Source organism: Micromonospora sp. DT43, assembly GCF_049841645.1.
Classification (GTDB): domain Bacteria; phylum Actinomycetota; class Actinomycetes; order Mycobacteriales; family Micromonosporaceae; genus Micromonospora.
The window spans coordinates 78,619-91,375 of the sequence record NZ_JBNCKR010000014.1 but is presented as its reverse complement, the minus strand read 5'-3'; the positions used below and the strand labels follow the sequence as shown (position 1 = coordinate 91,375).

The window sequence follows — 12,757 nt, the reverse complement described above, 5'->3', positions numbered from 1 at the left end:
ACGACATCGTTTCACGGGGGGTCAACGAGTGTTGGATGGTCGACAGGTGAGCGCGGGTGCCGGGGTGCCGGCCGCCCGGGCCGCGCGGTGCACCGCCGACGACCTGTTCGCCGTGGTGATCGACCTGTTGCGTGAGGTCGGCTACGACCGGATGACCATCGACGCCGTCGCCGCCCGGGCCCACATCAGCAAGGCCACCATCTACCGGCGCTTCGACGGCAAGGCCGAGCTGGTCGTCGCCGCCCTGAGCGACCGCCAGGTCGGCGTGCACAACCCGCCCGACACCGGCTCGCTGCGGGGCGACCTGATCGAGCTGCTGCGCGCCACCGCCGCCATCTGCGTCGCCGACTGCGACCTGATGCAGGCGCTGACCTTCGCCATGCGGACCAGCCCGGAACTCGAACGCCTGGTGCGCCACCAGGTGCTGCCCGCCGGGCGGGTGGCCAGCACCGCCGTCCTCGTCCGCGCCGCCGCCCGCGGGGAGATCCCCCCGGACGCCGGCGAACGGGAGCTGTTCCACGACCTGGCGCCCGCCCTCACCATGTCCCGCGTCCTCGCGCACGGCCTGCCCGCCGACGACGCGTTCCTCACCCAGGTCGTCGACCAGGTGCTGATCCCGGTGCTCCGCTACCAGCACGACCGCCCGTCCCAGGCCTGATCCATCGACATCCGCACCACGGAAGGCTTCACCATGTCCGGAACCACCTCGACCTCCCCCGGCGCACCCGGCGCCGGAACGTCGACAGGCACGCCGCACCCGCGGCGCTGGATCGCGCTGGCGGTCATCGCGGTCTCCCAACTGATGGTCGTCCTGGACGCCACCATCGTGAACATCGCGCTCCCGCAGGCACAGGCCGACCTGGGGATCACCGACGCGAACCGGCAGTGGGTGATCACGGCGTACACGCTGGCCTTCGGTGGTCTGCTTCTGCTCGGCGGCCGGATCGCCGACTACTGGGGCCGCAAGCGCACCTTCATCGTCGGCATGGTCGGCTTCGCGTTGGCGTCCGCGCTGGGCGGCCTGGCCACCAGCGGCGAGATGCTCTTCGCCGCCCGCGCGTTGCAGGGGGCCTTCGGCGCGCTGCTCGCCCCGGCCGCGTTGGCGCTGCTCACGGTGCTGTTCACCGAGGCCACGGAGCGAGCCAAGGCGTTCGCCGTGTACGGCGCGATCGCCGGCGGCGGATCCGCGGTCGGGCTGCTGCTCGGCGGCGTGCTGACCGAGTACGCCGACTGGCGCTGGTGCCTGCTTGTCAACATTCCGGTCGCCGCCATCGCGATCGCCTTCGCGATCCCGCTGGTGCCGGAGAGCCGGGCGCACGGCAACACCCGCTACGACGTGCCCGGCGCGGTGGTCGTCACCGCCGGCCTGGTCTCCCTGGTGTACGGCTTCACGAAGGCCGCCGAGGACGGTTGGGACGCCACAGCCACGCTCGGCTTCATCGCCGCCGGTGTGGTGCTGCTCGCCGCCTTCGTGATGATCGAGCTGCGCTCCAACCACCCGTTGCTGCCGCTGCGGATCATCCTGGACCGCAACCGGGGCGGGGCGTACCTCGCCTCCACGCTGATCGGCGCCGGCCTGTTCGGGGCGTTCCTCTTCCTCACCTTCTACTTCCAGGTGGTGTTGCAGTACAAGCCGCTCGAGGCCGGTCTCGCGTCGCTGCCGGTCACCGCGGGTGTGTTGATCGCCGCGGGTGGCGCCAGCCAGCTCATGCCGAAGCTGGGCGCCAAGCCGCTGATGGTCGGCGGCGCGGTGCTCGCCGCCGTGGCCATGCTGACGCTCACCCAGATCGACGTGGACACCTCGTTCCTCACCCTCCTGCTGCCCGCCCAGGTCGTCCTCGGCATGGGCCTCGGCTTCACCTTCGTGCCGCTGTCCAGCCTGGCCCTGGTCGGGGTGCCGGAGCACGACGCCGGTGCGGCAAGCGCGACGCTGAACGCGACGCAGCAGATCGGTGGCTCGTTGGGCACCGCGCTGCTGAACACCTTCTACACCAGCGCGGTCGCCGCGTACCTGGTCGGTCGGGCCCCGAACCCGGTCACCCAGGTCGAGGCGCTCGTGCACGGCTACCGCGTGGCGTTCGCCTGGGGCGCGGCCCTGATCGTGCTCGCCGGGGTGGTCACCCTGCTCCTGGTGAAGGTTCGCAAGGAGGACATCCCCGCCGGCAACGCCGTGCACATGGGCTGAGCCGGATGACACGGCCGGCCCGCTCCCGACCCGGAGCGGGCCGGCCGCCGTACCCGTACCCGTCCGGTAGCGTCCGGACCATCGTCGAAGATCCGTTGAGGAGACACATGTCCACGGCTGCCGACCAGATCATCAACGCGCTACGCTCCGGCCACGAGGAGCTCGCCGCGCTCGTGCGCGACCTCAAGGAAGACGACCTGCGCCGCCCCTCCGGGGCCAGCGAGTGGCAGGTCTCCCAGGTGCTCAGCCACCTTGGCAGCGGCGCGGAGATCAACCTCGCGGCGCTCACCGCGGCCCGTGAGGGCACCGCCGCGCCCGACGGCGACTTCAACCGCACCGTCTGGGCGCGCTGGGACGCCATGTCCCCCGAGGAGCACGCGGCCGGTTTCCTGGAGTCCAACAAGCGGCTCGTCGAGGCGTACGAGGCGCTGGACGCCGACACCCGCTCGACGCTGCGGATCGACCTCGGCTTCCTGCCGGAGCCGGTCGACGTCGCCACCGCCGCCCGGTTCCGGCTCAGCGAGTTCGCCCTGCACCAGTGGGACGCCGAGGTGGCGTTCAACTCGTTCGCGGCGGTGACGCCGGAGGCGGTGCCGCTGTTGATCGAGCAGATCGGCGGCATGCTGGGCTGGACGAGCCGGCCGCAGGAGCTGGCCGGCCGCCAGGCCACCCTGCTGGTACGGCTGCGGGACCCGGAGCGGACGTTCGGACTGCGGCTGGGCGAGCAGATCGAGCTGACCGACGCGCCGGAGCAGCCCGACGGCGAGCTGTCCCTGCCGGCCGAGACGTGGCTGCGGCTGGTGGTTGGCCGGCTCGGGCCGCAGTACACGCCGGACGGCGTGCAGGTGACCGGCCCGCTGACCCTGGACGACCTGCGCCGGGTCTTCGTCGGCTTCTGACGGGTAACGCGCGGGCCGGGTGCACCGGCCCGCGCGTACCCTCGTCAACCCTTCACGCAGACGACCTGCTTGAGGTGCGCGACCACCTCGACCAGGTCCTCCTGCTGGGCCATCACCTCGGTGATGTCCTTGTACGCGCCGGGGATCTCGTCGACCACCCCGACGTCCTTGCGGCACTCGACGCCGGCGGTCTGCGCGGCCAGATCGTCGGTGCTGAACGTCCGCTTGGCCTGCGCCCGCGACATCCGCCGCCCGGCCCCGTGCGAGGCCGAGCAGTACGCGGCCGGGTTGCCCCGACCCCGCACGATGTACGACCCGGTGCCCATCGACCCGGGGATGATGCCCAGGTCACCCCGGCCGGCCCGGATGGCGCCCTTGCGGGTGACGAGCACCTCCACCCCGTCGTAGCTCTCCTCGGACACGTAGTTGTGGTGACACGAGATCGGCTCGTCGTAGCCGACGTGCGGGAAGTGCTCGCGCACCACGCCGCAGAGCAGCGCCAGCATGACCGCCCGGTTGCGCCGCGCGTACTCCTGCGCCCACCACAGGTCCCGCCGGTACGCGTCCATCTCGGGTGTTCCGGCGAGGAACACCGCCAGGTCCCGATCGGGCAGGTCGACGTTGTGCGGCAGCCGCCGGGCCACGCCGATGTGCCGCTCAGCCAGCTCCTTACCGATGTTGCGCGACCCGGAGTGCAGCATCAGCCACACCCGACCCTCGTCGTCTCCGCCCTGCTCCAGGCAGACCTCGATGAAGTGGTTGCCGCCGCCGAGCGTCCCGAGCTGCCGCTGGGCCCGGGTCTCCAGTTGCGCCACCCGCCGGTCCAGGCCGGCGAACCGGCTCCAGAAGTCGTCCCAGCCGCCCTGTTCCAGACCACGGATCCGGCGCGGGTTGACCGCCTCCTGCCGCTGGTTGAAGCCGACCGGGATGGTGGCCTCGATCGCCGAGCGCAGCCCGGCCAGGTCGTCCGGCAGGTCGGCGGCGGTCAGCGACGTCCGCACCGCCGACATGCCACAGCCGATGTCGACGCCGACCGCGGCCGGCGAGACGGCCTGCCGCATGGCGATCACCGAGCCGACCGTGGCGCCCTTGCCGAAGTGCACGTCGGGCATGACGGCGACACCCTGCACCCAGGGCAGCGCGCCGATGTTGCGCAGTTGCTTCGCGGCCTGCGGCTCGATGGCGTACGGGTCGGTCCAGACCCGGACCGGTGCCCGGGTACCGGCGAGAGGGGTGAATCCCATCGTGGTCTCCTCGTGTCGTGCCGACACCAGCGCTACCTGGTGACCGTAAATGATCGTGCGCCGGGGTGGAGCCGGCGGCACGCTCGTCGGAAAGGAAAACGGCCGCCGACCCCTCCCGGGGTGGGCGGCCGCGCTCGACGCGCGTGGCGTCAGCGAGGTCGCCGCCCCTGATACCGGCCCTGATTGCGGCCCTGCACGGGCTGACCGAGACACCGGCGCGACGCGCCGGACAGCAGAGCGGCACCGGCACCCGACGCGCGCCAGGTGGCGTTGGTGGCTGTGCGTTGCGACATGGCGTGCTCCCCCCGGGTGTGCTCGGTCGGCCGTACTCCGCATCACGGTAGGTGTGTCAGAAGCTGTCCGCAAAGGATATTGCGTCAGGCCCGGCGAGGCCGCGATTCGGACCCGGCGGGCCGCGCCGGCTCAGGTGTCGTAGCAACCGTCCCAGGGCGGGTCGAAGCCCAGGTCGTCGGGGAGAAACTCGGCGTGGTCCGCGCCGTCGTACTCCGCGGACCAGTCGACCAGCCCGAAGACGTGCCCGTCGACCTCGACCTGGAACAGTCCGATGGCGATGTCGCCGAAGACCCGGCCGGGGAGGCCGTCGAGCCAGTCGAGGAGGCGAGCCTCGGCACGGGTGATCGAGGCTTCCTCGTCCTCGCTGGTGCCGGCGAACCAGATGTCCGAGTCGGTGTGCACGCCGTCGTCGTCGAAGCGGTGCAGCACCGCGTACCACCGCTTGTGTCGGTACCAGTCGTCTTCGGCTCCGGCACCGTCGGCAAGTGTCGCGGTGACGGAGCCGAAGAACTGGCCCTTGTCGTACCGGCCGATGTGGCGGGTGCGGTAGTCGGACTCGTACGCGATGGGCACGCGATCGGGGATGGCCATGCGCGGACGCTACCGTCCGCGATCTAGGACTGCGGCACCAGGCGGAAGGACTGCGCGGCAGTGCCGTTGCAGGTGTACTGGATGAGCTGGACGCTGTCCGCCGTGGACGCTCCCGGCACGTCGAGGCACTTGCCGCTGCTGCGGTTGACCAGCCGGTAGTAACCGCCGCCCTCGGACTCGGCCCGCCACTGCTGGTTGTTGCCGCCACTGTAGGACCAGAGCTGGATGGGCGCCGAGTCGGCGGTCGACCGGTCCGTCACGTCGAGCACCTGGGCGCTGTTGCCGCGGTTGTTGACCCGCAGGTAGCCGCCGTTGGTCGGCGCGAACTGGTACTGCTGGGCGGCACTGCTGTTGCAGGCGTACTGCTGGATGGCGGTGCCGTTGACGGTGCCGGCGGCGCGGGCGTCCACGCACTTGCCGCTGGCCCGGTTGACGACCGTGTGCCAGGCGGTAGGCGAGATCGGGCCGGCGGTGCCCGTCGGGGTGGGCGTCGGGGTGGGCGACGTGCCGGCACCGGCGAGCCAGTGCAGGCCGTCGATCAGCAGCTTGTTCTGCTGCGGGCTGTCGAAGGTCGAGGACAGGCCGGTGTTGGTGCTGTAGTTCATCGCGTTGTGCCCGAAGTTGGCGTACAGCATCTTGTAGCGCTTGTTGCTCCACACCAGCGGGTAGTAGCCGCCGTACCAGGACTGGTTGGGGTCCGTGCCGACCGGGAAGCTGGACTGGTCGACGGAGGCCAGGATGTCGATGTCCGGGTTCTGGCGCAGGTCGTTGCTCCAGGAGTACCACTCGCTTATCGACGACGCGAAGGTCGCCGGGAGCGCCTGGGTGGCCGGGTGGGTGCGGTTGTCGGCGCGCATCGTGACGCGGGTCGGCCCCCAGGTGTTGGTCTGGAAGGAGCCGGAACCGAGGAACGTGTTGTAGTACCAGCTCCAGCTCGACGGGTTGTCGGTCCAGGCGCTGACGTGGAAGCCCAGCCACGCCCCGCCGTTGCGCATGTACTGCTCGAACGCGGGCCGCTGCGCGGCGGGCGGCGCGTCGTCGAGGAACATGACGACCTTGTACTGGGCCAGGTTTGCCGTGTTCAGCAGGCCCCAGTTGGTGGTGGCCTCCCAGGAGAAGCCGTACTGGGCGGCGGCCTGCGGGAACCAGGCGCGGGCGTCCCGGTCGAAGTCGATGTGCGCGGCGTCCCAGGTGCCGTTGTAGAAGGCCAGGACCTTGAACGTCGGCGCGGCCTGCGCGCTGCGCGTGACGTCGAGGCCGAGCCCGGCACTCACGGCGACGACGAGGGCGACGAACACCGACAGGATCCTTCGGGTACGGGAGGGAAGTTCTGCGATCACCTGATCGTCCCTTCGGTCGGGACGCGCGCCGACGCGTCGACGTGAACTATCTGTTCACAAGGTTTACAGATAGACGAAAGGTTATGCGGTGCCGACCGGTGCGTCAATCGCGGACCGGCCGATCGGGTGGGATTCCTGCGGCAGCGGGTACCCCGGCCCGATGACCAGCCCGGACGCCGTCGACGTCGACGAGCCGCTCGCCGTGGACGTGCCCGCCGCGCCGCACGACGCCAGCGGCGAGCGGGTGCCGACCCGTGACCTGGCCGGGCTCGCCCCGGCGGCGAGACCGGCACGCCGCTGGACCCCGAGCCGGGTGGTGGCCACCCCGGCCGCCCTGGACCACCCGCACGGGCAGCGGATCGTCGAGCGGGTGCGGGCGCTGGGCATCGAGGTGGAACGGCTGCGGTCCAACCGGCTCACCGGCGTACGCGGGCAGACCGACCGGGAGACGTACGCCCGCGCCAAGGCGACATTGGCGATCGTGGTGAGCCCACCCTCGCGGCGTGCCCTGCAACCCATCGCCCCCAGCGCCGACTGGCGCGTCGACCTCGCCGAGGGCTGCCCCGCGCACTGCCAGTACTGCTACCTCGCCGGCTCGCTCTCCGGCCCGCCGGTGACCAGGGTGTACGCGGACCTCGACGACATCCTGGCCGGGCTGGCCGCGTACGCCGGGCGCGGAACGGTGACCAGCCGCAACGCGCGCCGCGCCGACGAGGGCACCACCTTCGAGGCGTCCTGCTACACCGACCCACTCGCCCTCGAGCACCTGACCGGCAGCTGGCGGCGGGCGGTGCAGCACTTCGCCGACTGGGACGCGCCCGTGCAGTTGCGCTGGACCACCAAGTACGCCGACGTGGACACCTTCGTCGGCCTGCCGCACGCCTGCCGCACCCGGGTCCGGTTCAGCGTCAACTGTGCCCCGGTGAGCGAGCGGTTCGAGGGCGGCACCGCGCGGGTGCCCGACCGGCTCGCCGCGCTGCGCCGGCTCGCGCTCGACGGCTACCCCGTCGGGCTGGCCATCGCCCCGATCATGCCCCTGCCGGACTGGCGCGAACGTTACGGCGAGCTGCTCGACCAGGTCCGCGCGGCTGTCGACGGAGTTCCCGAGCTGGACCTGACCGCCGAGCTGATCACGCACCGGTTCACGCCGGGCAGCAAGGAGGTGCTGCTCGGCTGGTATCCGCACACCCGGCTGGAGATGGACGAGGAGTCCCGCAGCCGCAAACACGGCAGGTTCGGCGCGGTGAAGTACGTCTACCCCCGCGACACGATGGCGGAGCTGCGCGGCTGGTTCACCGCCGAGCTGGCCGCCCGCGTACCGGCCTGCCGCATCCTCTACTGGACCTGACGTTCCGGTCAGACGCCGACGGTGCCGTCGACGCCTTCGCGCAGGAGGTCGGCGTGGCCGTTGTGCCGGGCGTACTCGTGGATCAGGTGCAGCATCACCAGCCGCAGCGACACGGTCTCGCCGGAGCGGGCGTTGTGACCGGTCACGTCGAGCGACGCGGCCGCCCGCTCGATCCGCCGGGCGTGTTCGACCTCGCGCTCCCAGGCGTCGAACGCTTCGGCCCGGGTGGCCGCGCCGGCGTCGTACGCCTGCTGGAAGTCGCCGGTCTCCGACCAGACCAGGGGGATGTCCTCGCCGTCGATGACCCGCCGGAACCACGCACGTTCCACCTCCGCCATGTGCCGTACCAGGCCCAGCAGGGACAGCGTGGAGGGCGGCATGGACTGCCGGCGCAGCTCCTCGTCGGTGAGGCCGGCGCACTTGAGGGCCAGCGTCGCCCGGTGGAAGTCGAGGAAGGCGCGCAGCGTCTCTCGCTCGTCGCCGGTGAGCGGGGGGCCGATCCGTTCAGTGGTCATTGACGTGATCATTCCGGACGGCATCGCCGGCGCTGGTGCCGGGCCCCACCTCAGCCGACCGAGGAGCGGGCCACCGGCGCGGCGAAGAAGGTGTCCGGGTACGGCTCCTCGCGGAGGCTGTAGTGCCACCACTCGCGGTCGTAGTTGACGAACCCGGCGTCGGTCATCAGCCGCCGCAGCAACTGCCGGTTCTCCCGTGCCGTGCCGGTGATGCGCGCGTCGGCGGTGTGCGCCCGGGCGTCGAAGCAGTCGAACCCGGTGCCCATGTCGATGCTGTTGTCGGCGAAGCGCTGCCCCGGCGGGGCGGTGCAGGCGACGAGACGCTGCCCGGGCACGTACGCGGGTTGGCTGGCGGGTGGCTCGTCGACGAGGGTCAGGTCCAGCGTGCTGCCCCGGCTGTGCGCGGTCGGCGCGCCGATGTACCCGTCGGCGAAGAGCCGGTCCTTGGCCAGTTCCGGATAGAACTCGGCCTTGGTCTGCTGCTCGCCGGGGCGCTTCGACCAGGCGACGAAGTCGTCCACCGCCGGCTGCGGGCGGTAGCAGTCGTACACCTTGAGGCTGTGGCCGCCGCTGAGCGCGGCGTCCTGGACCCGGCGCAGCGCCTCGGCGGCCTGCCTGGTGAGCAGGCACAGCGGTTCGCGGTAGCCGACGATCGGCCGGCCCACGAAGTTGTGCGCCGTGGCGTAGCGGATGTCGGCGTGGATGCGCGGGTCGAGGTCGGTAAGCACCACGAAACCGGGCAACCCACCGCTCGGCGACGGGATCGGCGTCGGGGTCGGGGTCGCCGGGCTCGCGGGCATCGACGCCGGAGGCGCCACCGGGGCGGGCGGACGCGGACGGGGCTGCGGATGGGAGCAGCCGCCGAGCACCGCGACGAGCGCGAGCGCGACGCCGCCACCAACCCGCCCTGACCAGCGCACACCTCCTGTCTATCAGCAGCGGTCCGGGTTACGCGCCGGATCGGCGCTCGGCCGCCGCGAGCCCGTTCAACCGCCGGCCGTCAGCGGAGCCGGAGCCGCGTTACGGGATTCCACCAGGTGCGTGTCGAGGAAGCGCAGGGCCGCCTCGTCGTCGTCGATCCCACCGGCCTCGTGGCCGTTGTAGCGCCACACCGACAGTTCGGTCGGTCCGGCGTGCGCGTTGTGGGCGGCGTAGACCCCCGACGGCGGCACGATGTCGTCCATCAACGCCACCGAGTACCGGGCCGGCCGGCGGCAGCGTCGGGCGAAGTTGACGCCGTCGACGTACGACAGGGTGCTCAGCACCCGATCCTCGGCGTCCCGGTGGATCGCCAGGTAGTCGCGGATCTCCCGGTACGGGTGGGCGTCGGTGATCACCACGGCTCGCGGGATGTCGCAGAGGAACGGCACGAGGGCGACAACGGCGCGCACACCGCGTGCCAACGCACCGGCCGCGAGAGCGAGGGCGCCACCCTGGCTGTGCCCGAGCACCGCCACCCGGGTCGGGTCGACCATCGGCAGAGTCCGGGCCGCGTCCACCGCCCGCACCGCATCGGTGATCAGCCGTCGGTAGTAGTAGGTGCGGGGGTCGGTGATGCCCCGCGTCGCCACGCCGGGCGCCTCCGGGCCGGCCGCGCCCGGGTCCGCGGTGACGCCCCGGCTCCAGCCCGAGCCCTGCCCCCGGGTGTCCATCTGCAGGTGGGCGAACCCGGCCGACGCCCAGAGCAGGTTCTCCAACGCGTGCCCGCGCCCGCCGCCGTAGCCCACGTACTGCACGACTGTCGGCAGCGCCGTGCCGGCCCCGTGCGGCACCCGCAGCCAGGCCCGGACGGGCTGGCCGGCGAACCCGGGGAACGTCACGTCGTACACGTCGATGGCGGTCAGACCTGTCACCACGGGTTCGAGCCGGACCGGCCAGTTGGCGTCGCGGGCCTGCGCCAGGGTGCCGGCCCAGAACTCGTCGAAGTCAGCGGGGTCCGGCACCACGCCGCGGTACTCGCGCAGCTGCGCCTCGGGCAGATCCGTGTGCATGGCGCCCCTTGTCTGTCGCGTGGCACTGAACAGGGTGCGTTCACGGCGTGGCCGACGCCGGCAGCCGGGCGGCGGAGACGGGACCGTACGCCGATACGTATCCGACAAATTACCGGAACATTTCCGCAACTCAGCCGAACGCTAGAACCGACCTGGCGTGTCGTCAACCCCCGTCCGTGAGGCAAGATGGCGCGAGGGGCGGGCGTGCCGTTCCGGGACACTGGACGGACGACGCTCGTGGTCGTCCCTCCGGAGCGGTGAAGGAGACGCGGGTGGACGCGGACGACGGACGCAGGGTGACCATCACCGCGATCGCACGGGAGGCCGGGGTCTCGGTGCCGACCGTGTCACGGGTGCTCAACGGTCGGTCCGATGTGGCCCCCGGCACCCGGGAACGTGTCGAGGAACTCTTGCGCCACCACGGCTACCGGCGCCGCACCAGCCGCAGCGTCCGCCGCGCGGGCCTCGTCGACCTCGTCTTCAACGACCTGGACAGCCCCTGGGCCGTGGAGATCATCCGGGGCGTGGAGGACGTCGGGCACGGCGCCGGGGTGGGCACCGTGGTCTCCGCGATCCACCGGCAGCCCACGGCGGCCCGGCAGTGGCTGCAGAACCTGCGCACCCGCGCCACCGACGGCGTCATCTTCGTGACGTCGCACCTGAGCCCGCCGCTGCACGCGCAACTGCGCCGCCTCAACGTGCCGGTGGTGGTCGTCGACCCGGCCGGCGTACCGGCCATGGACGTCCCGACTATCGGCGCCACGAACTGGGCCGGCGGGCTGGCCGCGACCGAGCACCTGCTGGCCGTCGGGCACCGGCGGATCGGGTTCGTGGCCGGGCCGACGCACCTGCTGTGCAGCCGGGCCCGCCTCGACGGCTACCGCGCCGGGTTGGAGGCCGCCGGCGTGCCGGTGGACGACGCGCTCATCTACCCCGGCGACTTCTACCACGCCTCCGGCTTCGCCGGCGGCACGGCGCTGCTCGATCTGGCCGACCCGCCGACAGGCATCTTCGCGGCCAGCGACCAGATGGCGTTCGGCGTCTACGAGGCCATCCGCCGCCGCGGCCTGCGGGTTCCCGACGACGTCAGCGTGGTCGGCTTCGACGACCTGCCGGAAGCCCGCTGGGCGTCGCCGCCGCTGACCACCGTCCGGCAGCCCCTGGTCGAGATGGGCCGACTGGCGGTGCGGACGGTGCTGCGACTGGCCCAGGGCGAGGGCATCGACTCGCCCCGGGTGGAGCTGGCCACCGAGCTGGTCGTCCGGGACAGCACCGCCGTCCCGCCGACCGGCTGACCCCCTCCCTCCGACGGCCCGAACCGGGTCGGATTCCGGTTCCACCTGTTCCGGTCCAGTTACGAAAATTCCGGTCCGCCGCACCTTCCGGCCCGCCGGTCCGCCGGCCCGCCGGTCCGCCCGTCCGCCGCGCGGGTCACGGCGACAGGCGTGGACGCCTCGCGGCGCGGTGGACGACCCGGGGGCCGTCCACCACGCCGAGCGGCTCAGTGGTGGTGGTGTGCGCGGACGGCACGCCGGATGGTCACCGGCTGCGCGGGCGCGCCGTCGACAGGCGCCGGGTCCTCGGCCGTCGGCGCGATTCCCAGGGCGGCGATCCGGTCCAGGGTGGCGAGCCCGGCGGCGTCGACCGTGCCGAAGATCGTGTAGTTGGGGCGCAGCGCCGAGTCGGCGTACACCAGGAAGAACTGGCTGCCGTTGGTGTCCGGCCCGGCGTTCGCCATGGCCAGCACGCCCCGGGCGTAGAGCCGGCGTACGCCGGTCGGGTCGCTGGGGGCCGGCGGCAGGTCGGTGGGCAGCTCGTCGCGGTACCGGTAGCCGGGACCGCCCTCGCCGGTGCCGGACGGGTCGCCGCACTGCAACACGCTCAACGTCGGGTACGCGGTGAGCCGGTGACACGGGGTGCGGTCGTAGAAGCGCTTGCCGACCAGGTGCAGGAAGCTCTGGACCGTGCACGGCGCGGCGGCCCGGTCCAGGGTCAACCCGATCGGCCCCTGGTTGGTGGAGAGGGTCACCCGGACGCTGCCCCGGTCCGGCGTGCGGCGCGGGTCGGGCGGCAGCGGCACCGGCCGGGCGGCCGGCTCGTCGGGCGTCTCGGTGTACGCGCACGGGCCGTGGGTGGTACGCGGCGGTCGGGCATCTGCGGCGGCGCTCACCGCGTCGTCAGCCGGAACCGGCGCGGCCACCGCGGCAGCCGACACGCCGACGATGAGCGTTGCGGCGAACGCCGTCACACCCGCGAGACGGGTCAGCGCACGCACCGACCGGCGGGGTGCCGCCGCGCCGGACGGCGTTTCGAGTTCACTCGACACAGGGATCCTCCTGGGCTCGTGCTG

General features: G+C 72.3%; 12 protein-coding genes. 5 read left to right on the top strand and 7 right to left on the bottom strand.

Features of this window, described 5'->3' with window-relative positions; genetic code table 11:
• The first annotated feature begins 46 nt into the window (after positions 1–46).
• The 3 genes from ACLQ26_RS26995 to ACLQ26_RS26985 all read left to right on the top strand — a co-directional run bounded on the left by ACLQ26_RS26995 (position 47) and on the right by ACLQ26_RS26985 (position 3,084).
• Positions 47–658, top strand: coding sequence for a TetR/AcrR family transcriptional regulator (locus ACLQ26_RS26995; RefSeq protein ID WP_363685347.1), 612 nt, complete (start codon positions 47–49; stop codon positions 656–658).
• Positions 659–691: 33 nt separating this feature from the next.
• The gene (locus ACLQ26_RS26990; protein ID WP_425747126.1) at positions 692–2,185 is read left to right on the top strand and encodes an MFS transporter; all 1,494 of its coding nucleotides are present in this window, start codon (positions 692–694) and stop codon (positions 2,183–2,185) included.
• A gap of 107 nt (positions 2,186–2,292) precedes the next feature.
• Complete coding sequence (locus ACLQ26_RS26985) at positions 2,293–3,084, top strand: maleylpyruvate isomerase family mycothiol-dependent enzyme (protein ID WP_425747125.1); 792 nt, start codon at positions 2,293–2,295, stop codon at positions 3,082–3,084.
• 44 nt (positions 3,085–3,128) lie between these two features.
• Here ACLQ26_RS26985 and ACLQ26_RS26980 read toward each other — a convergent pair whose 3' ends face one another.
• The 3 genes from ACLQ26_RS26980 to ACLQ26_RS26970 form a co-directional block, all read right to left on the bottom strand.
• On the bottom strand, positions 3,129–4,328 hold the full coding sequence (locus tag ACLQ26_RS26980; RefSeq protein ID WP_425747124.1) for an RtcB family protein: 1,200 nt from the start codon (positions 4,326–4,328) through the stop codon (positions 3,129–3,131).
• 423 nt (positions 4,329–4,751) lie between these two features.
• Positions 4,752–5,213: a hypothetical protein gene (locus ACLQ26_RS26975; RefSeq protein ID WP_425747123.1), complete on the bottom strand. Its 462-nt coding sequence runs from the start codon at positions 5,211–5,213 to the stop codon at positions 4,752–4,754.
• A 23-nt stretch (positions 5,214–5,236) separates the two neighbouring features.
• Positions 5,237–6,553 (bottom strand): RICIN domain-containing protein, encoded by a 1,317-nt coding sequence (locus ACLQ26_RS26970; RefSeq protein WP_425747122.1) that lies wholly within the window; start codon positions 6,551–6,553, stop codon positions 5,237–5,239.
• A gap of 160 nt (positions 6,554–6,713) precedes the next feature.
• Here ACLQ26_RS26970 and ACLQ26_RS26965 point away from each other — a divergent pair, with 160 nt between their 5' ends.
• A complete protein-coding gene (locus ACLQ26_RS26965; RefSeq protein ID WP_425747121.1) occupies positions 6,714–7,901 on the top strand; it encodes a spore photoproduct lyase family protein in 1,188 nt (395 codons plus the stop codon).
• Between the two features lie 8 nt (positions 7,902–7,909).
• Here the strand turns inward: ACLQ26_RS26965 and ACLQ26_RS26960 are convergent, their stop codons facing one another.
• From ACLQ26_RS26960 to ACLQ26_RS26950, 3 genes are all read right to left on the bottom strand, one after another.
• Positions 7,910–8,416: a DinB family protein gene (locus ACLQ26_RS26960; protein WP_425747120.1), complete on the bottom strand. Its 507-nt coding sequence runs from the start codon at positions 8,414–8,416 to the stop codon at positions 7,910–7,912.
• Positions 8,417–8,466: 50 nt separating this feature from the next.
• A complete protein-coding gene (locus tag ACLQ26_RS26955; protein WP_425747119.1) occupies positions 8,467–9,336 on the bottom strand; it encodes a M15 family metallopeptidase in 870 nt (289 codons plus the stop codon).
• A gap of 66 nt (positions 9,337–9,402) precedes the next feature.
• Positions 9,403–10,407 (bottom strand): acetylxylan esterase, encoded by a 1,005-nt coding sequence (locus ACLQ26_RS26950; RefSeq protein ID WP_425747117.1) that lies wholly within the window; start codon positions 10,405–10,407, stop codon positions 9,403–9,405.
• A gap of 272 nt (positions 10,408–10,679) precedes the next feature.
• Here ACLQ26_RS26950 and ACLQ26_RS26945 point away from each other — a divergent pair, with 272 nt between their 5' ends.
• Entirely contained in the window at positions 10,680–11,702 is a 1,023-nt protein-coding gene (locus ACLQ26_RS26945) for a LacI family DNA-binding transcriptional regulator (protein WP_363685329.1), read from the top strand.
• 206 nt (positions 11,703–11,908) lie between these two features.
• On the opposite strand, the gene ACLQ26_RS26940 is transcribed toward ACLQ26_RS26945, so the two are convergent.
• Complete coding sequence (locus tag ACLQ26_RS26940) at positions 11,909–12,733, bottom strand: peptidylprolyl isomerase (protein WP_425747116.1); 825 nt, start codon at positions 12,731–12,733, stop codon at positions 11,909–11,911.
• Positions 12,734–12,757 lie beyond the last annotated feature (24 nt).